Source organism: Candidatus Margulisiibacteriota bacterium (assembly GCA_028706105.1).
Classification (GTDB): Bacteria; Margulisbacteria; Riflemargulisbacteria; order GWF2-35-9; family DYQY01; genus DYQY01.
In genome coordinates, this window is record JAQWCF010000003.1 from 23,196 (window position 1) to 41,772 (window position 18,577).

Here is an 18,577-nt window from a genome sequence, read left to right on the forward strand (position 1 = left end):
GCATACAATTATGTTGACTTGGTTTATTTATGATGTTACCTCGAATAAAGTTAGAAATAAGATAATTAAGGATGCCAAGGGTTACGGTTTTTATCGAGTGCAGAAATCTGTTTTTTTAGGCGAAGCAGACAAATCAGACGTTGACGCCTTAAAAGAGTATTGTTCGGAAATAATTGATCATTCAACTGACTCTGTTTATGTTTTTCCAGTTTGTGAAGAGTGTTTTTCAAAAGCAAGATTTGTAGGTCAGGCTTTTAATAAAGAATTAGTTTGTGATGAATTAAAAAGTTTTATCATATGAATTCAGTTACCATAACACCCTCAGATGTTTTAGAATATAATTTTTGTCCAAGGTTTATATATTATATGTATTGTCTAGGTATTTCTCAACACGAAGGCGAAAGGTATAAGGTTGTCAAAGGAAGAGAAGTCCATGATTACAAAAGCACAGTTAATAAAGGATATTTACGGAAAAAGTTAGAGGTAATAGATAAAAAGATAAATGTATACATTAAATCTGAAAAACTAAGGCTAAGAGGTGAGGTGGATGAGATTTTATTTTTAAAAGATGAAACAGCTGTGATTCTTGACTATAAGTATGCAGAGTACAAAGAAAAACTTTTTACTACTTATAAAACACAAATTGTTCAATATGCTTTACTTGTTCAGGAAAAATATGATGTATTTGTTAATAAAGGTTATATATGTTTTACAAGAAGCGATAATTATTTGCATGAGGTTGACATTTTGCTTCAAGATAAACAAAAAGCGCTGGATGTAATTGATGAGATATTTGATATAATAGTAAATGAAACGTATCCAAAAGCTACGACTAGTAAAGCGAAGTGTCTGGATTGCTGTTATAGAAATATTTGTGTAAAATAATTTTATTAAGTAAATAATAGCGATTGTTTGGCTTGCAGATGAATTTTGTTTGCGGAGATTGATAAAAGGTTAAGTGAAATCTACAAAAATCCGTCACAGTTTTTGTTAGATAAGTATCTTGAAAATTTAATTAAAGCATTATATTTGTTACTAAGTTTGGAGTTATAGGATTTCAGACCACATATCCAATAAAATAAGGATTGAAACAAGACAAAGCAAGTAAAATTGATACAACGTTATTCAATTTCAGACCACATATCCAATAAAATAAGGATTGAAACATGTTAGTAGAGCGGTTTTTAAATAAACATCATGCAATTTCAGACCACATATCCAATAAAATAAGGATTGAAACTTCGTTAGGTTCACTGTTTGAGTTTGCCCGCTAAAATATTTCAGACCACATATCCAATAAAATAAGGATTGAAACCGATTTTATAAACTGTTCCCTTTCACCTGTTGTTGTATTTCAGACCACATATCCAATAAAATAAGGATTGAAACTATGTTCCGATTACCCAGTTATTCGTCTCCATGTCTATTTCAGACCACATATCCAATAAAATAAGGATTGAAACAGTAAATTTTTAGCGAATTCAACACCCTGCAGAAATAATTTCAGACCACATATCCAATAAAATAAGGATTGAAACAAATTAATAAATGGGGAGTAACTGTTTACAATGGAATTTCAGACCACATATCCAATAAAATAAGGATTGAAACATACTCTATCTCTTCATAAACAATATAAACTCATTCTATTTCAGACCACATATCCAATAAAATAAGGATTGAAACTGTTCGGTAAGTTTTATGGCTGGCACAGTGTGGCAGATTTCAGACCACATATCCAATAAAATAAGGATTGAAACAATTGCGTATGATGAGATGTTGTAGGATAGCTGATAAATTTCAGACCACATATCCAATAAAATAAGGATTGAAACGAGCATGGGACAAAGAAAGTAAACAGATGTTTCCAGATTTCAGACCACATATCCAATAAAATAAGGATTGAAACCGTCTTAGACCTAGCGGGTTGTATTACAACTTCACTTAATGTAAACTTAACGAATCTAAAAACTATCCACAAAAACAAAGCTTAAATATAAATCAACGATGAAACCTTATTAAATAAGAAATTTAAAGAGTTCCCTTTTAGTATAGTCTATAGCTAGTCACACTAACAACAACTCACCCAACGTATATAGAAAATTGAACGATTGAACAAGTGCTTGTGCTGAGCTTGTCGAAGCAAACGATTGAACGTTATAATACAACCATGTCATTTTCAGAAGAACTAAACATTAAACAAGGAGTTTTTACTTTCGCTGGTGATAGTAAACTGCCTCTGCAAAGTGGTAGAGAGTTTGGTCCTATTTGTGTGGCTTATGAAACTTATGGTGTTTTAAGTAAAGACAAATGTAATGCGATTTTGTTATTACATGCTCTTTCTGGTGATGCTCATGTTGCAGGAAAACATAATAAAGAGGACAAGAAAACTGGTTGGTGGGACGTTATGGTTGGACCAGGTAAGCCCTTTGATACCAATAAGTATTTTGTTATTTGTTCCAATGTTTTGGGTGGGTGTTCTGGAACAACAGGTCCTAGCTCGCTAGACCCGCTTACCAAAAAACCATATGCGATGACTTTTCCTGTAATAACTATAGAAGATATGGTAAATGTTCAGCATGCTTTAGTTAAGTCGCTTGGAATTGATTGTTTATACTCAATTTCTGGTGGCTCTATGGGCGGAATGCAGGCGCTAAAATGGGTTCAAATGTATCCAGAAATGATAAAGTCTGTGGTTGCGATAGCCACTACAACAAAACTTTCACCACAAGCCATAGCTTTTAATGAAGTTGGCAGACAGGCCATAATTTCTGATCCAGCCTGGAACAAAGGTGATTATTATGGAAAAAAAGAATTACCACGTAAAGGACTCAGTATAGCCAGAATGTTAGGACATATTACTTATCTTTCTGAAGAAGGCATGACTAGGAAATTCGGCAGACAGTTGAGCAGTTCACAGCAATTTCAATACGAGTTTTTAACAGAATTTCAGGTAGAAAGTTATTTGCATTATCAAGGACAACGTTTCACGGAAAGATTTGATGCTAACTCGTATATTTATTTAACTAAGGCAATTGATTATTTTGACTTATCTTCAGGTTATAATTCGTTGGAAGAAGCGCTGGCAATGGTAAAAAGTAAATTTCTTGTTTTGTCGTATTCCTCAGATTGGCTTTTCCCCACATATCAGTCTGAAGAATTAGTTAAAGCTTTAAGGAAAAACAATATTGATGTGTCATTTTGCGAAATAAATGCTGACTATGGCCATGATTCTTTTTTGTTGCAGAACGATTTACATGAGAAATTAATTCATGGCTTTTTGGAGAATGTAAAATGAAAAGAGTATTGAAAATGTTAGAAAAAAGAAAAGACTTAGAGGCGATACTTAATTATATTGAGGAAGGCTCGAGAGTTTTAGACATTGGTTGTGGTGATGGGAGTTTGCTATATACGCTTAAGAAGATCAAGAAAATACAAGCCTTTGGTTTAGAAATTGACGAAGAAAAAATTGCAGAATGCGTTAGCAAAGGCCTTAGCGTTATTCAATACGATTTAAATAAGGGGCTGCCTGATTATCAGGATAAAGCTTTTGATTTCGTTATTCTTTCCCAAACTTTACAACAAGTTGCTAGACCCGATCAGGCGATTAAAGAGGTCGTTAGAGTAGGGAAGAAAGCAATTGTCAGTGTTCCTAATTTTGGTTTTTGGAAATGTAGGTTTGACCTTTTCTTCAAAGGCAAAACGCCTGTTACCAAAGCTTTGCCACACATGTGGTATAACACTCCCAACCTTAGAGTTTTAACCATTAAGGACTTTAACGATTTCTGTCAGGAGATAGGTGTTAGGATAATAAAGACGATACCTCTTTTGTCTTCAGAAGGAGATAGCGAAAAGATCATTAGTTTGTTCTCTAATCTTAGGGCAGATTATTGTGTTTTTATGCTAGAAACAAAGTAGCGAAACCCGCGATTTTTCTTTGTTGACACTAGTTACCTTTGAAGGTAAAATTTAAAGCCGGTTTGCGGATTCGACAGTTGAATTAACTGATTAATGAACTAGTGAACAAATGAACCAATGAACAGGAGAAATTATGTACGCAATAGTTGAAGTTTCTGGTAAACAATACAAAGTAGAAAAAGGCATGAAATTATATGTCGATAGATTAGGTGAAAAAGATAAAGCCAAACTGGTTTTAGATAAAGTTCTTTTTGTTAACGATGGAAAGGTTATCAGTGTTGGTACACCTTATGTTGAAGGTTACGTTGTTAAAGCAGAAGTAATTGATCCTGAGTTTAAAGATAAAAAAGTAATTGTTTTTAAATACAAAAACAAAACTGGTTATCATAAGAAACAAGGCCACAGACAACAATATACAATACTTAATATTAAAGATATCGCTAAAGCAGACAGCAAGCCTGTTAAAGAAAAAGTAGAAGTGGTTGCTGCTGATGTAGCTCCAGTAGTTAAGAAGCCAGCAGTGAAAAAAACAGTGAAAGCTTCTGCTCCTGTAGAAAAGAAACCAGTTAAAAAGACAACTGCAAAAAAAGCAGAGTAAATAATAGGGAGATATAGATATGGCTCATAAAAAAGGTAAGGGAAGTTCAAGTAACGGAAGAGACAGCAATCCTAAATACTTAGGTGTTAAAAAATTTGGCGGAGAACAAGTAGTTGCAGGTAATATCATACTAAGGCAGAGAGGCACCAAGTTCAAACCAGGGAAGAATGTAGGGCTAGGTAGAGACTACACTATATTCTCGTTAATAGCAGGAACAGTCAAATTCGAAACAGGAAAAGGTAATATCAAGAAAGTCAGCGTAGAAGCAGTAGCCTAATATAGTATTTAGTTTTGTTATATAATAAAAAGCGGACTTATTATGTCCGCTTTTTTTATGGCCCCAAAAATCTTCAAGGGGGCTTGTTAAAAGTTTTTTTGTTGCAAAGTCCCCTTTAGGCGATGTACTGAGCTCGTCGAAGTGGGATTTAGGGGCTAGGGAGAATAAATGTTTATAGATGTAGCTGATATTTTGGTTAAAGCTGGTAACGGTGGTAAGGGTTGCGTTAGCTTTAGACGAGAAAAATATATTCCAAGAGGAGGTCCTGACGGCGGAGATGGGTCTAAGGGTGGAGATATTGTCGTAGTTGCGGATGCTCACTTGAAGAGCCTGATGGATTATCAATATAAAAAAGTTTATAAAGCTCAAAATGGTGGAGCTGGAGAAGGACGAGACCGTTATGGGAAAAAGGGTGAGGATATTACCCTTAAATTTCCAGTGGGCACAACTATTTCCAATAAAGAAACAGGAGAAACAATCGTTGATTTAATAGAAGACAAACAAGAGTTCGTCATTTTAAGAGGAGGTATTGGTGGTAAGGGCAATGCTAGATTTGCTAATTCTGTAAATCAAACTCCTTATTATGCTCAGCCAGGTTTGCCGGGTGAAGAAATGAAAATTCATTTGGAATTAAAATTAATCGCAGACGTTGGCATTATTGGGTTGCCAAACATAGGAAAGTCTTCTTTGATTTCGAGGGTTACAAACGCTAGACCGAAGATTGCTGATTATGAGTTCACAACATTGGTTCCTAATTTAGGTGTGGTAAATTATAAGAATGATAAACAATTTGTGATTGCTGATGTTCCAGGTATTATAGAGAACGCTCATCTCGGGCAAGGGTTGGGTCATCAGTTTTTAAGGCATGTGGAGAGAACAAGAGTTTTGATTCATCTGTTAGATGTTTCGGACTTTAAGCAAATGGAACCTAAAAAAGCATATGATGTCCTTAATAATGAATTATCTTTATACAACAAAGACATTTTAGAAAAAAAACAATTAGTTGTTTTTAATAAGATAGATGTTCTACATGATCGAAGTATTTTGCAAGAGTATAGCCAAGAATTTGATACTAAAGTTTTTTTTATTTCTGCAGTTACTGGTGAAGGAATCGAAGAGTTAATGACAGAATTAGTTACATATTTATAAAACAACATAAAATATAGGTAGATAATAGTTATCCACAGTTGTCTAATAAGTATAAAAGCATTTTTTTGACAACATGCACTCGCAGGTTAGCTCAAAAATATATTTAATGAAGGGGTGTTAATTCTTTATGGTCAATTTATTGAATAGGCTTCATATTGTTGGATTTGGCATCATTGACACTGTTATTTTACAGTGCTAACTTTAACAGTATAATGAGCAGCGATTTAGGTATATATAATTATGGTCTTACTTCAAATGTAGCCAACAAGTTTGACCCTTCAAAACCTGAGGATGCAGTGCTTTATTTTCAGCAAAGCTTTACCAACATATTTGAGAATTTTTTATCACAAGACGCAAGTAGCGATTCATTTGATGGTTTTATGGGAAGTTCTTCGGGTAGCTCTAGCTCATCGTATGATCCTTTTTCCTCTAGTTATGATTTTTATTCTCAGATGATTAATTTGCAAACCCAGCAGTCAGGTTCTAGCACTTCTTCAAGTCAATTGGAACTTTTGAATGGGGCAGCGAATCTAATAGAGAAAGAAGCGGTATACTCTTACAAAGGTCAAAGGCTAACGGGAATGATTCAAAGTGTAGTAAATGATAACGGTAAAATATATTTTAAGATAGATGGAGATTTGATTCAGATTGACCAGTTGTTAGAAGTAAGAAAGGCAGTGTAATTATGCTAGATATTATGAAAAACGGTGAAAATGCTATGAGAGCATTTGAAACAGCCCTAAGACTTCAGACAGCAAACATGGGCAACATGAGCACAACTGGATACAAATCCCTCAAATATTCCTTTAAAACAGTCTTTAATAAGGTTATCAACACTGGCTCAGCTGGGAGCATGCAACACGGAGGGACTAACCCTCATCAAGAAGGTTCTAGTGTCGCTCTAGCAAATATAACAATAGATTTTTCTCAAGGTGAGCTTGGTACTGGTAATATGTTAGATTTAGCTATCCAAGGTAATGGTCTTTATATCGTTTCTCCTGATAGTGGAAATACTTTTTTGTATACTAGAGCAGGGAACTTTCAATTGAATGATTTGGGTGAGTTATTGGATAATTCAGGAAGAAATGTTTATGGATATAAGTATATTGGTAATGGCGAGTTTAATACATCAATGATTGAGCCTATCGTGATCCAGAAACCTGTAAATGCAGGATGGCAGTATGAAGGGACTAGAGGCATACTTGTCGAGGAGTTTAGTCTTTCTTCCCAAGGATTAGAAATTGGAAAACCATTATTTCAAGTAGCTCTTACCGATTTTCCAAACAAATCAGCATTAATCCAGCATGATGGTTCAACCTATAAAGCAACTCCTGCTGCGGGCATTCCCTTTAATCCTTCTCCGCCATTAGTCAATGGTATGGGTCAAGCGATGTCTCAATCTGTAGAAAAATCTAATGTCTTTTTTATTGGTGAAACAGTAGATGCGATGGAAATACAAAGAGCAATGTCTGCTAGTTTGACAGCTGTTAAGATTGCCAGCCAGCAAATAGAAAATATAATACAACAGTTAGGAACGTAATGAATGGTCGTTAGTATGGAGATAAAACTGCCACTAGGTCTTGGGCAGTGGCATTTATACCAGCCTGAAACATCTTCTGTAATGAAGGAAGAGCTTTCTGATGGCGCTCGTAAGAAAATTTTATCTGAACTTAATATTTTTTCCAAATGGATGGAAAGCATTTCACTTAAAGCTCAAGATAAATATCAGTTAGTCTTTTCACAAAAAGATATTTCCTATAACAAGATATACAGTAATGATTTAGGTAGAATTTTAGGAAACAACCTCACAGTAGAATACCAAGACAAAAAAGGAGCTTTTTTGTTTTCTCTGGATAGTTCATTTTTAAGAAATATTTTAGGGATGTATTTTGGTGTGGATATGGTTAAGTTGGGTGGGTTTACTTTCACCGATATGGAATTGGTGCTGATTAAGAGTTTTTATAGTGATTTTTTTGCTAAGTTTTTTGTTGATAGTGGGTTTATTGAAAAAGAACATAAGTTAAATTTTCATGATGGTAAGTTTGGAACAATGAAATACATCGCTGCCAATCAAGATTTTATTAATATAAAGTTTAGCTTAGGTTTCCCCGGCAATAATGAATCTTCGATTGATTTATTTTATTCTGAGCATGTTTCTAAGAATTTTTTAGAAAGAATCGCTGTGCATCAAACTCAAGAAGTTGTTCTATCGGATAATATGAAAAGTGGCATAAGCACAGAAGTTGCAGTTCAGTTTGGTCAAGCCAAGCTAACTTTTGGTGAGTTTATGAATATTCAAAAAGGAGATGTTTTAGTTTTAAACAGTAAGGTTGGCGATAAAATTAAATTTATTTTAGCCGATCAGTTAGCCTTTGTTTCCTCTGTTGGCCAAAGTGAAGGGAAATATGCAATAAAATTAGAAGAGCAAATAATAGATTTATCCTTAGTATCACCAAAGGTACCGACCAAAATAGTAGAAAAAGAAGAAACGAAGGAAGAGGAATTGTTGATGAGTTCGTTTGATAAAGTTAATATAGAAGAAGAAAAAAAGGACCAAGAGTTTGGCTCAGTTCTTGATGATAATTCAGAGGACGAAGAATTTGATTGGGAGAAATTATAATGAATAAGGATGATTTAAAGAAAATGCTTGAGGATGATTTTTTTGGTGAAGGTGATTCCTTGAGTGGATTAGATGACATCTCTTTAGGGATGACTGGTAAAGAAGAGGAAAAAGATGTTTTTGACCTTGATGGCTTTGATTTTGATGATGATGACAATTTATTAGGTAGTGACTTGGACTTGGATGAATTAGATGAAGAAATTTCGAGTGATCTGAAAAAAAATAATGTAAGGCATGACGAGATAAATGTTAATAGTAAAAGTATCTTTGACGATATCACTAAAGATGTTAATGATATTCTTAGTAAAACTGAGGAGCAAATTGAAGAAGAATTTGAGTCTGAAGAATTTCCAGAAGTTGAAGATATTAAAGAGGTTAGAGATAATAATACATTTACAAATTATGTTCTAAATGACACAATAAACGAAGAAGAAAGCTATCTTGATATAGAAGAAAGCAAAGGAACTGATATGAGTAAAAACGCCTTAGATTATAATGAATTTTCTGATGCCCTGAATCAAGAATATATCAATGTGAAGAAACTTGATTTTCCTGAAATGAGCAATCAGTTAACGGGCTCCAAGTTTAAAGTAGATCTTTTTTCTAATATTCCAGTCACAATAGATGTTTTCTTAGGCAAAACAACTCTTTCCTTGAAGGATGTTCATGACTTTTCTAAAGGTTCAGTAATCGAGCTGGATAATTTTTATGGTGAGCCCTTAGAGCTAAAAATAAACGGAGAACTTATCGCGACTGGAGAGGTTGTCGCTATTGATAATAAATATGGAATAATGATAAAAGATATAGTTAAATCATGATTCACTACCTACGTATAACTTTATCTTTACTTTCAATTGGTGCAATATTATTCATTGTATACTATGTTTTAACTAAGCTTCCGGGCAATAATGTGTTAAATAAAAAGAATAAACGGATTAGTTTTATTGAACAAATGTTTTTAAGTCCAGGGGTGGCGGTTTATATTGTTAAAGTAGATGAACAAGAGTTTTTAGTTGGAGTAAGTAATAAAGCTATCAATGTTATTCAGCCACTAAATGGTGCTACTACACCAACTGAGCCAGTTGATTTTGCTGAAGTTCTTAAAAAGAAAGAGGCTCTAGTGACTAAGAGCCGTGTTCCTAAATCAAAATTAGTTAAAAAGGTAGAGTAAGATGGATTTAGCTAATTTATTAGACACACCAATTCAGTTTAGCAGTTCTGTTAATCTGATGTTTTTCCTTTCGCTGATATCCTTTGTCCCTTTCTTTTTAATATCCGTAACTTCTTTTTTAAGAATAACGATTGTTTTTGGTATGATGAGGAGTGCTTTGGGTACTCAACAATCGCCCCCCAACATGGTTATTGTGTCGTTAGCACTTTTTATGACAATCTTTATCATGTCCCCAGTTTGGAATGATATTAACGATAATGCGGTGAAGCCATTTGTTAAGGGAAAAATCACCCAAGCAAAAGCTATAGAAATTGGTCAAAAACCATTAAGAAATTTTATGTTTAAACAAACCAAGGAAAACGATTTAGCTTTGTTTGCCCAATTTGCTGGACTTGATTTAAAAAAAATAACCGAGAGAGATGACATTCCTACTTATGTGTTAATTCCTTCTTTCATGATTAGTGAATTAAAAACAGCATTTATTATTGCGTTTGTAATATTTCTCCCTTTTATTTTAGTCGACTTATTAGTGGCGAATATCCTGCTTTCATTGGGGATGATGATGTTGTCTCCGGTCATGATATCGCTGCCGTTTAAAATACTTTTGTTTGTTTTGGTTGATGGGTTTAATTTAATTGCAAGAGGACTTATGCTGAGTTATCTTGGCTAAATTTTTATATTTCTTCCTTTTTTTTTATAGTTTTCTTTTTTGTGTTGGTGAACCAGAAAAAATAGTATTTAGTAATAGTCCTGAAAACATTTATATCGATGGAAGCCTCTTGAATATTCAGGTGAGTGGTAGTTTTCGGTTGTTTTTTTCACACAACAACCAGACGAAGAATAAGGGAGATATTGTTGTACGGATAACCTCGTCAGAGGATGTGCAAGTTCAGCAGAGGATGGTATTTGCAGGACCAGACAAAAGCGAGCTTTATGTTGGCAAGATTTTGGGGGAGAGATTCTTTGCAAGCTATAATCATGTGAATCTAACAAACTTGCCGATGGAGTGGAAGTGGGGAGTAGCTACTCAAAATGTTCTTTCAGGAATTATTGATGTTTTTCCTGAGAATTCAAGCAGTATTTGCAAGGTACATATATATTTTAACAATCCTTCATCTTTAGTTTTTGATAATAACAAATATATCTTTCCTAATACGACTGTTAAGAAAAGATCCAAGCTGCTCAATGGTAATGTTCGTCATAATTTAAAAATAGCGGATAATTTTGAGTTTATAAATAATGGACATTATTCATTACCAGGTAATTATGGCGTTTTGTATGAGTATTTAGTTGATTTTTCCGAAACAGGAGAGTATCAGTTGTTTTTTACTGCCAACGGAGGTCCTGCTTCCTGTGTGTTTACGTTGGATGGTGAAGTATTTAGTGTATATAGCAATAATAGTAAAAAAGTTGGTAGTTTTAATGTTCCAAGACAAGGACTCAAGAAGCTTGTAACCTTTCCCTTACCTGGCTCTAACTATCCTGCGACTGTTACAATTGTTAAAGAAAAGGTGTATACTGAGTAATCATGGATATTAACATCGCAACTGACTATCTTAGGCAGGCAATTACCTTGTTGCTGTCTTTGGTTTTACCAGTTGTTGGTTCTGGATTAGTCATCGGTTTACTTATTTCCTTATTTCAAGCTGTTACTCAAATACAAGAACAGACACTTACTTTTGTGCCAAAGATGGTTGTTGTTTTTTTGGTGGTATCAATAGGTTTTCCGTGGATGGCAGCAAGTCTTCAGGCTTGGGTGACCACAATGTGGTCGGCAATCCCTTATTTTTAAATGATTATAGACGGACCTAGTCTCCTTTTATTCATGTTTATTTTGGCAAGGGTAATAGGTTGCTTTATCCTGATGCCATTTTTTAGTGAAAGGTCAGTGTCGCAAATGATCAAGCTGATGTTCGCTTTTTGGCTAAGTATAATCTTGTTCATTTCTATACCAAAAACAGTATTAATTCCGGAGCATTATTTAGAATTAATCATCGCTTTTGTTAATGAGTTTATGCTGGGTCTTTTTATTGGGCTTATTGCTAGACTTATTTTCTATGGAATACAATTTGCTGGTGGATTAATGGATATGCAGATGGGGTTAAGCGTTGCCGCAGCATTCGACCCTGCAACAGGTAGCCAAGAAACAATTATTAGTAGGTTGCTATATATTACTTCCATCGCAGTTTTTTTGATGATTGATGGTCATCATTTAGTTTTGACAGGTTTGTTTGAGAGTTTTAACGCTATTCCTTTGTTTAGCGAAGTTGCTTATCCCATGGGTTTACAGCAGTTAGGTGATTTAGGTTCAAATATGTTTTTTATCGCAGTTACAATCTCAATGCCAATCATTATCATAATTTTTATGTTGGATTTTTCTTTGGGATTATTAGCTAGACTAGCACCGCAGGTTAACGTTTTCTTTTTAGGGTTTCAGATTAAGCCTATGTTAGGCGCATTTATTTTGTTACTACTTATTCCAACAATGATGAGTAAAATTGTCGTTATTATGGATGATTTGGCTGTTCAAATTGTATATTTTTATAAATCTGTAAAGATACTCTGACATGGGTGATCAAGGAGATAAAACCGAAGAACCTACCCCTCATAAACTAAGGGAAGCACGTAAAAAAGGGCAGGTAGTTAAGAGTAAGGAGATTACTACTGCCTTTTTGTTTTTTGCTTCATATTATGCCTTAAACGCTTTTTTACCACAAATGTGGCAAAATATGACTGATTTTTTCCTTTTATGTTTCACATCAGTAAGGGAAGAGATAACGATTGTTTCTGCAGCAAAGATTCTCGAGAAAGGCTACCATGCTTTAATGTTTTCGTTATTGCCAATAATGCTTATTATTTTTTTTGTGGCAATTTTATTGGAGTTTTTGCAGTCTGGTTTTAATTTTTCGGTTGACCCTCTGATGCCAAAGCTTAATAAAATTAATCCAATCGAAGGATTTAAAAAAATCTTTTCCGTGAAAGGACTTTTTGAGTTAGCAAAATCAATCGCTAAGATGGGGATAATAGTTTTTATTATGGTTAAGGCTATCACGCCGATTCTGCCTCAATTATTAGAAACAGCCAATATGCCAGTCCTTGGTTCCGTTGGAATGGCCGGAAAACTAGCCTTTGATGTTGCTATCAGGGTTGGGCTTTTCTTTTTAGTTGTGGCTGCTCTTGATTATTTTTGGCAAAGGCATCAATTTATGAAGCAGATGAGGATGAGTAAACAAGAGATTAAAGATGAATATAAGAAGTTGGAGGGTGACCCCTTAATCAAACAAAGGCAACGAGATATGGCTTTATCGTTGTCAGGAGGTAGACAGTCCAAGGGCGCTGCAGGAGCAGACGCTGTTGTCACAAATCCAACTCACATAGCTGTTGCAATTAAGTATGACGCAGAGATAATGAAGGCACCTGAAGTTGTAGCAAAAGGAAAGATGTTGATTGCGGAAGAGATTAAGAAAGTAGCTGATGAAAATTATATTTATATTTTGGAAGATAAATTATTAGCTTGGGATTTGTTTAATACAACGGAAGTTGGACAGGAGGTCCCGCCAGATTTATACACAGAAGTTGCTGAATTGCTTGCTCTGGTGTATGAAATTAAAAGAAAGAGAAAAAAACGAAATCAACAAGAAAATGAGGTGAAAGATGAAAAATCTAAATAAAATAATTTGGCCGATTTTTATTATTCTGCTTTCTTTGACAGGAATATATATTTACGAACAAGGAAAATCAAAGAGCATTCAAGTTGTGGAAAGAGTGCAAGAAGTTCAGGAGATAAAAAAAATTGTTGTTCAGGTGGATGGCGCTGTTTTGCATCCAGGTATTTATCAGGTAACAGAAAATTTACATTTATATGAGCTTTTATTAATGGTTCAGCCTTTGCCGGATGCTGATTTGCAAAAGTTCAATTTGGCCGAGGTGCTTAAAGATGGTGCGTTATATAGAATTCCAGCACTAAAGAAGGAAATTGCTAAGCCAGCCCTGTCCAGCGTTTCAAAAGTAATTGGTAAAATTAATATCAATAAAGCTACGGCGGAGGAGCTTAGTAAGATACCGGGGATTGGGATTAGTTATGCGGAGAGAATAGTCGAATATAGAAACGAAAAAGGCTATTTTGGTGACAAGAATGAGCTTTTGAAGGTCAAGGGTATTGGCCCTTCCAAATTAAAAGCTATGGCGAACAATATCACTCTGGATTAGAATAAAACTATGGTAAGTGAAAAGAAAATATTAAAACGAATTAAAGAATTAGTAAGCGAAATAAAAGAGCATAATCAAAATTATTATGACGAGGATGCTCCTGTAATAACAGATTTTGAATATGATACTAAGGTCAAAGAATTAACTTATTTGGAAGAAAACTATCCACATCTTGTGTTCGCTGACTCGCCAACAAACCAAGTTGGTGGCACTGTTTCCGCTTCGTTTCAGAAAGTTAAACATCAAGTACCAATGCTTAGTTTAGCAAACTCTTATTCCAAACAAGAGTTAATAGATTTCGATGCTCGAGTGAGGAAGCTTTTGCTTAAAGAAGTGGAACAATTTTCAGCCTTAAAGTATTGTTGTGAGTTAAAAATGGATGGATTGGCCATTAGTATTATTTACAAAGATGGTCATTTGGTAAAAGGTATTACCAGAGGAGACGGCAAGATTGGTGAAGACGTAACCGAGAACATCAAAATGATTGCTGTTATTCCACATAGTATTTTGTGTAAAGAAGATGTCGAGATAAGAGGGGAAGTTTATTTAGAAAAGGATAGATTAGCTAAAATTAATGAGCAGAGAAAGCAAGAAGGTGAAGCTGAATTTGCCAACGCCAGAAATGCTGCAGCAGGAACTATCAGACAGCTAGATAGCAAGATAGTTGGTGAGCGGATGTTAAGCTTTTCGCCATATTCTTTAGTGTCGGCGACAGGGTTTGGTTTGGCTACTCAATCTCAAATGTTGGGGTGGCTAAAGGTTCAAGGTTTTGTTGTAAATGATAAGTATTTAGCAGATGCTGAGATTAGTCAGGTTTTAGCTTTTTGTGAAGAATGGGAACAGAAGCGCGATTCTTTAGATTATGTTTTTGATGGAATTGTCATTAAAGTAGAAACTTTTAAGTTTCAGGAGCTGTTAGGTTCCAATATGAAGACACCTAAATGGGCGATTGCTTATAAGTTTTTTGAAGAAGTAGTCAACACAATCTTAGCGGATGTTCTGTATCAGGTTGGCAGGTTGGGCACTATTACTCCAGTTGCTGTACTTGCGCCAGTGGAAGTGTCCGGCGCTATTGTAGAAAGGGCAACACTCCACAATAAGGACTTTATTGAAGAAAAGGGTGTTGCTATTCATGATGAAGTTGCAATTAAACGGGCGGCGGAGGTTATTCCTGCAGTTGTGATGGTTACGCATCGCAGCGAAACTAGAAAAGAAATAGTGTTTCCTACACATTGCCCTGTTTGTGAAACTTTATTGAAACAGGAAGAAGATAATGTTGCCATTTTTTGCCCAAATATACATTGTAAAGGAAGGCTTAAGGCTCAACTAACACACGTTGTTGCTAGAGATGCCTTTAATATAAGTGGCATTGGTGAAAAGTTGATAGAACAGTTTGTAGAACAAGCAATCATTACAGATTGGATAGAATTATTTGAGATTAATGGTGAGAGATTAAGTGTTTTAGAGCGAATGGGTACTAAAACAATAGAAAATATCCTCTCTCAGCTTGAGAAAGCAAAAAAAATTGGTCTTGCAAAAATTCTTTTTGCTATAGGCATCAAGCAGGTTGGTGTTAGGGCTTCTGAATTGTTGGTTTCAGCTGTTTCTTCTTATGAAGATTTTTTCAAGATGCAGGTAGAAGATTTTTCTAAGATAGAGGGCATAGGAGAAAAAACAGCTATTTTATTGAAAGAGTTTTTTGAGAGTGAGAGAGCGAGAGAAATTTTTGTCTATTTGGAAGAGCAGGGGTTTAATCTTGCAATAGAAAATAACTTTAAAAGCAGTAACCTTTCAGGTAAAAAGTTTGTTATTACTGGAAGTTTTGCGAGATATTCTCGTACGGAGATGACAGCTTTAATTAAATCTCATCAGGGAACTATTTCCAGTAGTGTGAGCAAAAATGTTGATTTTGTTGTTGCTGGTGAGAATGCTGGCTCGAAATTGCAGAAAGCACAAGATTTAGGTGTTGAGATTATTAGCGAAAGTCAGCTAGAGGAGATGCTTGTAGCATGAATATTGGGATAGATTTAGGGAGCAGAACTGTAAAAGTGGCGTATCTAGGCAGCCAAGGACAGCTATTAGATAGTAAAATTTTTGATTCTATTAGTTTTTATAGTAATTACAGAAAACCAACAGCTGGTCGCGCTTTTACTTTGGATTTAGCTAAGCTGGGCCTGTCAGCAGAAGATAGCCTAACAGCTACTGGGTATGGAAAACATGGTGTTCAGATAGAAGGAATTAAAACAATTTCAGAACAAAAAGCACACATGTTGGGCGCGATACATCAAACAGGTCTTAATGATTTTGTGCTTCTAGATATTGGCGGTCAGGATACAAAAATAGTTAAAGTTGTGAAGGGTAAGATGGTTGACGTATATATGAACGATAAATGTGGAGCCAGTTCAGGAAGATATTTAGAGAATATGGCGGGAGTTTTGAAAATAAGTTTAGAGGAGCTTTCTGGGCACTTTAAAGAACCACAGAGCTTAAATAATACCTGTGCTGTTTTTGGCGAATCAGAAGTTTTAAGCAAGATATTTGAAGGCGTTCCTGTGAATAATATTGCCGCTGGAGTCAATTATAGTGTATTTGAGAGAGTTTCAACTGTTTTGTCTACTATGGTTGATGCTTCACCAATAGTTTTCGTGGGAGGAGTATCCAAAAACAAGGCAATTTATGAATTTTTACAGTTAGAATATAAGGTAAAAATCATTATTCCTCAGTATGAACAGCTAAACGGGGCTATAGGTGCAGGAATTAGTGAAAAAGTTGTTGGGAATAAAGAAAATAAACTACGATAATTTTGTTGGAATTAAGGGAAGGATTAAAACAGTAAATTTGCAACCTTTATTGTTTGCCAATCGCAGACCAAGTCTTGTATAATGATATTTAGTTGAAACATCGAAGGGAGAATGGAAAATGAAAAAATTATTAATAGCAGTTATTATCTTAATGTCTACAATCATTTATGCTGAAGAGGTCAAAATGCCAAAGGTTTTTGAGCTAGATGGCTTTGAAGACGGAATAATTAGTGAAGAACCAGCTTGGTGGACCTTCGGGGATATTAACGCAATTCCTGTTAGCACTCAAATATATAAGGGCGACCCAATGCAAGCTTATTTAGGTAAATATTCCCTTTCACTGAAGGGTAGCACTAAAGATTGGTATGTTGGTGGACTAGGCACGTACGTGGGTATTGATGCTAGTAGATATACTCATTTGAAGATGTTTATTTATGGCAACGGTCCTAAAAGTGGTAAGTTAACTATCCAGCTTTATGACGATGACAATAAGAACTTTATTCTTGAGCAAGATGTAGAGAAAGATTATGAGCCTATTTTTGATGACAAGATTGAATTTTCTCAGACTGTATCATGGAAGGGCTGGAAAGTTATTTTGGTTCCTTTAGCAAACTTTAAGGACGTTAATCCAACTGTTGGTGACAACAAATTGAACCTTGACCAAAAGGATGGTTCTGGTGGGCTGCTGCATTTTCAGATAATTGTGCTTGCTGATGACAAAGAAGGAACAGTCGACATGGCAATAGATGATATTAAACTTATTGACATGGTTGGCGAATAAGGAGTTTTTATGAAAAAAACTATAGTTATTCTTTTACTCTTAGGTGTTGTTTCTTTTTCGGCAACGGCTGTACTTAATGTTGTGGTTAATGTTCAAAGTGTTTATGAAATAAATGTAGATAGATACACTATGGAAGTGCCAAGCGTTAGACCAGGCCAGTTTTTGTCTGATATTCCAGATAATGAAGGAATAAAGGTTAACGTTAAAACAAATAATGGGGAGCCATGGCAATTAAAAATCCATGACACCATGGAATTAACAGACGGTAATAACACCATCCCTAATTCTAATTTTTATTGGTATGGCCATTTAGGAGCTGATGCAAAGGGTGTTTGGTATGGTAAAGATGCACAAGCGTTTACTTTAGACCCTGTATTGGCATATTCCTCCGGATTTGACGAAGATAATAACTTTCCAGATGGAACAGATTTGTACTTTAAGTTCAGATTAAATGTTCCAAAGACCCAAAATAGTGGTAAATACAGATCGATAGTAGCATTTACTCTCACCGAGTAGCCATTTATTTGAAAGGCTGTTTAATATGAAAAAGCTGTTTGTATTGTTTTTACTATTATCTAGTTTCATATTGACTTTTACCGTTCCGGTATTAGTTGAGGACAGTTATTCAACATGGGCAGATGTTCATGTTTATGATCTTTCTCCAAAAGATGATGAAGCATGGATTACTGGAGCACGTAGTCGTTATTCTGGCTTTAAATCTGCTAAGATTAAGTTTAAACTTGATCCAGGTGATACAGTGTTTGTTAAAGTTCATGCGGTAAGTCCTATTAGTTTCCCTACTTTACTTGATTCTGGGAGTAATTATATTGTTAATCCAAAATTAACCTATTATGGTTATTATGATGGAGTTAATTATGCTAATCAATTACCTTCTGGTGTTGTTTTTGTAGGAGGGACAGATGGAATTAATAATAATGTATATTTGAGTGATGTTAATCAGCCTTTGTTTGCACTTAAGAATAACAATATTACGCAAACGGTTGACTTAGATTTTTCATTTGATATTGTCTTAATGCCTAAAAGCGAAACAAA

23 protein-coding genes and 1 CRISPR repeat array are annotated in these 18,577 nt (G+C 34.9%); all 23 genes read left to right on the forward strand.

From position 1 onward, the window contains the following. Positions 1-10: 10 nt before the first annotated feature. Positions 11-301 (forward strand): CRISPR-associated endonuclease Cas2, encoded by a 291-nt coding sequence (gene cas2, locus PHF25_00635; protein MDD4526524.1) that lies wholly within the window; start codon positions 11-13, stop codon positions 299-301. Beyond that, positions 298-885: a CRISPR-associated protein Cas4 gene (gene cas4, locus PHF25_00640; GenBank protein MDD4526525.1), complete on the forward strand. Its 588-nt coding sequence runs from the start codon at positions 298-300 to the stop codon at positions 883-885. The genes cas2 and cas4 overlap by 4 nt, the downstream gene beginning before the upstream one ends. A 169-nt stretch (positions 886-1,054) precedes the next feature. Further along, positions 1,055-1,909: a CRISPR direct-repeat array (repeat unit 38 nt; unit sequence ATTTCAGACCACATATCCAATAAAATAAGGATTGAAAC). Between the two features lie 261 nt (positions 1,910-2,170). Further along, the gene (locus PHF25_00645) at positions 2,171-3,298 is read left to right on the forward strand and encodes a homoserine O-acetyltransferase (GenBank protein MDD4526526.1); all 1,128 of its coding nucleotides are present in this window, start codon (positions 2,171-2,173) and stop codon (positions 3,296-3,298) included. After that, complete coding sequence (gene metW / locus PHF25_00650; GenBank protein MDD4526527.1) at positions 3,295-3,918, forward strand: methionine biosynthesis protein MetW; 624 nt, start codon at positions 3,295-3,297, stop codon at positions 3,916-3,918. Before PHF25_00645 ends, metW begins: the two co-directional genes overlap by 4 nt. A 133-nt stretch (positions 3,919-4,051) precedes the next feature. Further along, positions 4,052-4,516, forward strand: a complete 465-nt coding sequence (rplU, locus tag PHF25_00655; protein ID MDD4526528.1) for a 50S ribosomal protein L21 — start codon at positions 4,052-4,054, stop codon at positions 4,514-4,516. Between the two features lie 19 nt (positions 4,517-4,535). Further along, positions 4,536-4,793, forward strand: coding sequence for a 50S ribosomal protein L27 (gene rpmA, locus PHF25_00660; protein MDD4526529.1), 258 nt, complete (start codon positions 4,536-4,538; stop codon positions 4,791-4,793). 168 nt (positions 4,794-4,961) lie between these two features. Then, positions 4,962-5,942 (forward strand): GTPase ObgE, encoded by a 981-nt coding sequence (obgE, locus tag PHF25_00665; protein ID MDD4526530.1) that lies wholly within the window; start codon positions 4,962-4,964, stop codon positions 5,940-5,942. Positions 5,943-6,154: 212 nt separating this feature from the next. Beyond that, on the forward strand, positions 6,155-6,625 hold the full coding sequence (locus PHF25_00670; protein MDD4526531.1) for a hypothetical protein: 471 nt from the start codon (positions 6,155-6,157) through the stop codon (positions 6,623-6,625). A gap of 14 nt (positions 6,626-6,639) precedes the next feature. Then, positions 6,640-7,482, forward strand: a complete 843-nt coding sequence (locus PHF25_00675) for a flagellar hook basal-body protein (GenBank protein MDD4526532.1) — start codon at positions 6,640-6,642, stop codon at positions 7,480-7,482. Positions 7,483-7,485: 3 nt separating this feature from the next. Next, positions 7,486-8,562, forward strand: coding sequence for a FliM/FliN family flagellar motor switch protein (locus tag PHF25_00680; protein ID MDD4526533.1), 1,077 nt, complete (start codon positions 7,486-7,488; stop codon positions 8,560-8,562). After that, the gene (gene fliN / locus PHF25_00685) at positions 8,562-9,380 is read left to right on the forward strand and encodes a flagellar motor switch protein FliN (protein MDD4526534.1); all 819 of its coding nucleotides are present in this window, start codon (positions 8,562-8,564) and stop codon (positions 9,378-9,380) included. The genes PHF25_00680 and fliN overlap by 1 nt, the downstream gene beginning before the upstream one ends. Further along, complete coding sequence (locus PHF25_00690) at positions 9,377-9,733, forward strand: flagellar biosynthetic protein FliO (protein MDD4526535.1); 357 nt, start codon at positions 9,377-9,379, stop codon at positions 9,731-9,733. The genes fliN and PHF25_00690 overlap by 4 nt, the downstream gene beginning before the upstream one ends. A 1-nt stretch (position 9,734) precedes the next feature. After that, a complete protein-coding gene (gene fliP / locus PHF25_00695; GenBank protein ID MDD4526536.1) occupies positions 9,735-10,403 on the forward strand; it encodes a flagellar type III secretion system pore protein FliP in 669 nt (222 codons plus the stop codon). Continuing rightward, positions 10,396-11,259, forward strand: coding sequence for a hypothetical protein (locus PHF25_00700; protein MDD4526537.1), 864 nt, complete (start codon positions 10,396-10,398; stop codon positions 11,257-11,259). Before fliP ends, PHF25_00700 begins: the two co-directional genes overlap by 8 nt. A gap of 2 nt (positions 11,260-11,261) precedes the next feature. After that, the gene (gene fliQ, locus PHF25_00705) at positions 11,262-11,525 is read left to right on the forward strand and encodes a flagellar biosynthesis protein FliQ (GenBank protein MDD4526538.1); all 264 of its coding nucleotides are present in this window, start codon (positions 11,262-11,264) and stop codon (positions 11,523-11,525) included. A gap of 33 nt (positions 11,526-11,558) precedes the next feature. After that, positions 11,559-12,299 carry a flagellar biosynthetic protein FliR gene (fliR, locus tag PHF25_00710; protein MDD4526539.1) on the forward strand — a complete coding sequence of 247 codons (741 nt, stop codon included), beginning with the start codon at positions 11,559-11,561 and terminating at the stop codon, positions 12,297-12,299. A gap of 1 nt (position 12,300) precedes the next feature. Then, entirely contained in the window at positions 12,301-13,404 is a 1,104-nt protein-coding gene (gene flhB / locus PHF25_00715) for a flagellar biosynthesis protein FlhB (protein MDD4526540.1), read from the forward strand. Continuing rightward, entirely contained in the window at positions 13,388-13,942 is a 555-nt protein-coding gene (locus PHF25_00720; GenBank protein ID MDD4526541.1) for a helix-hairpin-helix domain-containing protein, read from the forward strand. Before flhB ends, PHF25_00720 begins: the two co-directional genes overlap by 17 nt. Before the next feature lie 9 nt (positions 13,943-13,951). After that, a complete protein-coding gene (ligA, locus tag PHF25_00725; protein MDD4526542.1) occupies positions 13,952-15,955 on the forward strand; it encodes an NAD-dependent DNA ligase LigA in 2,004 nt (667 codons plus the stop codon). Further along, positions 15,952-16,743, forward strand: a complete 792-nt coding sequence (locus PHF25_00730) for an acyl-CoA dehydratase activase (protein MDD4526543.1) — start codon at positions 15,952-15,954, stop codon at positions 16,741-16,743. The genes ligA and PHF25_00730 overlap by 4 nt, the downstream gene beginning before the upstream one ends. A 118-nt stretch (positions 16,744-16,861) precedes the next feature. Beyond that, positions 16,862-17,524 (forward strand): hypothetical protein, encoded by a 663-nt coding sequence (locus tag PHF25_00735; GenBank protein MDD4526544.1) that lies wholly within the window; start codon positions 16,862-16,864, stop codon positions 17,522-17,524. Positions 17,525-17,533: 9 nt separating this feature from the next. Beyond that, positions 17,534-18,040 (forward strand): hypothetical protein, encoded by a 507-nt coding sequence (locus tag PHF25_00740; GenBank protein MDD4526545.1) that lies wholly within the window; start codon positions 17,534-17,536, stop codon positions 18,038-18,040. Between the two features lie 25 nt (positions 18,041-18,065). After that, on the forward strand, positions 18,066-18,577 hold a 512-nt coding region (locus tag PHF25_00745; protein MDD4526546.1), incomplete at its 3' end, for a hypothetical protein.

What these genes read in the sequence shown, in the direction of transcription:
- PHF25_00675 (MDD4526532.1), top strand. Translation starts at nt 6,640, where the DNA reads ATGAAAAACGGTGAAAATGCTATGAGAGCATTTGAAACAGCCCTAAGA.
- cas2 (MDD4526524.1), top strand. Translation starts at nt 11, where the DNA reads ATGTTGACTTGGTTTATTTATGATGTTACCTCGAATAAAGTTAGAAAT.
- fliP (MDD4526536.1), top strand. Translation starts at nt 9,735, where the DNA reads ATGGATTTAGCTAATTTATTAGACACACCAATTCAGTTTAGCAGTTCT.
- fliQ (MDD4526538.1), top strand. Translation starts at nt 11,262, where the DNA reads ATGGATATTAACATCGCAACTGACTATCTTAGGCAGGCAATTACCTTG.
- ligA (MDD4526542.1), top strand. Translation starts at nt 13,952, where the DNA reads ATGGTAAGTGAAAAGAAAATATTAAAACGAATTAAAGAATTAGTAAGC.
- PHF25_00730 (MDD4526543.1), top strand. Translation starts at nt 15,952, where the DNA reads ATGAATATTGGGATAGATTTAGGGAGCAGAACTGTAAAAGTGGCGTAT.
- fliN (MDD4526534.1), top strand. Translation starts at nt 8,562, where the DNA reads ATGAATAAGGATGATTTAAAGAAAATGCTTGAGGATGATTTTTTTGGT.
- PHF25_00645 (MDD4526526.1), top strand. Translation starts at nt 2,171, where the DNA reads ATGTCATTTTCAGAAGAACTAAACATTAAACAAGGAGTTTTTACTTTC.
- PHF25_00720 (MDD4526541.1), top strand. Translation starts at nt 13,388, where the DNA reads ATGAAAAATCTAAATAAAATAATTTGGCCGATTTTTATTATTCTGCTT.
- rpmA (MDD4526529.1), top strand. Translation starts at nt 4,536, where the DNA reads ATGGCTCATAAAAAAGGTAAGGGAAGTTCAAGTAACGGAAGAGACAGC.
- PHF25_00680 (MDD4526533.1), top strand. Translation starts at nt 7,486, where the DNA reads ATGGTCGTTAGTATGGAGATAAAACTGCCACTAGGTCTTGGGCAGTGG.
- PHF25_00740 (MDD4526545.1), top strand. Translation starts at nt 17,534, where the DNA reads ATGAAAAAAACTATAGTTATTCTTTTACTCTTAGGTGTTGTTTCTTTT.
- PHF25_00690 (MDD4526535.1), top strand. Translation starts at nt 9,377, where the DNA reads ATGATTCACTACCTACGTATAACTTTATCTTTACTTTCAATTGGTGCA.
- obgE (MDD4526530.1), top strand. Translation starts at nt 4,962, where the DNA reads ATGTTTATAGATGTAGCTGATATTTTGGTTAAAGCTGGTAACGGTGGT.
- flhB (MDD4526540.1), top strand. Translation starts at nt 12,301, where the DNA reads ATGGGTGATCAAGGAGATAAAACCGAAGAACCTACCCCTCATAAACTA.
- PHF25_00735 (MDD4526544.1), top strand. Translation starts at nt 16,862, where the DNA reads ATGAAAAAATTATTAATAGCAGTTATTATCTTAATGTCTACAATCATT.
- cas4 (MDD4526525.1), top strand. Translation starts at nt 298, where the DNA reads ATGAATTCAGTTACCATAACACCCTCAGATGTTTTAGAATATAATTTT.
- metW (MDD4526527.1), top strand. Translation starts at nt 3,295, where the DNA reads ATGAAAAGAGTATTGAAAATGTTAGAAAAAAGAAAAGACTTAGAGGCG.
- rplU (MDD4526528.1), top strand. Translation starts at nt 4,052, where the DNA reads ATGTACGCAATAGTTGAAGTTTCTGGTAAACAATACAAAGTAGAAAAA.
- PHF25_00670 (MDD4526531.1), top strand. Translation starts at nt 6,155, where the DNA reads ATGAGCAGCGATTTAGGTATATATAATTATGGTCTTACTTCAAATGTA.
- fliR (MDD4526539.1), top strand. Translation starts at nt 11,559, where the DNA reads ATGTTTATTTTGGCAAGGGTAATAGGTTGCTTTATCCTGATGCCATTT.